Genomic DNA, 500 nt, shown 5'->3' on the forward strand with positions numbered 1-500 from the left:
GCGCTGCCCCGCCACAAGACTCTGCGCGCGGCGGTCGACTGGAGCTGGGAGCTGCTCACCGACGCCGAGCGGACGGTCCTGCGCAGGCTCTCGGTGTTCTCCGGCGGGGCGAGTCTGGAAGCGGCCGAACGGGTCTGCGCGGGCGACGCGGTCGAGCGGGAGCAGGTCATCGAGCGGGAGCAGGTGATCGAGCTGCTCACCACGCTGACCGAGAAGTCTCTGCTGCTCGCCGAGGGCGGCAGCGCCCCGCGCTACCGCATGATCGGCACGATCAAGGAGTACGCCGGGCAGCGGCTCGATGAGGCGGGGGAAGCGGACCTGGCGCGCCACGCGCACCTCGCCCATGTCACCGAACTCACCGAGACCGCCGAGCCGCACCTGCGCCGCGCCGAGCAGCTCGACTGGCTGGCCACGCTGGAGGCCGAGCACGACAACATCGCCGCGGCGATGCGCGGCGCGCTGGCGGCGGGCGAGGCGCAGGCGGCGATGCGGCTCGCGGC

General features: G+C 73.8%; 1 pseudogene. It reads left to right on the top strand.

Features of this window, described 5'->3' with window-relative positions:
- Positions 1–500: pseudogene (locus QR77_RS48300) on the top strand (AfsR/SARP family transcriptional regulator); the annotation flags it as partial.

Source organism: Streptomyces sp. 150FB (assembly GCF_000818195.1).
Classification (GTDB): domain Bacteria; phylum Actinomycetota; class Actinomycetes; order Streptomycetales; family Streptomycetaceae; genus Streptomyces.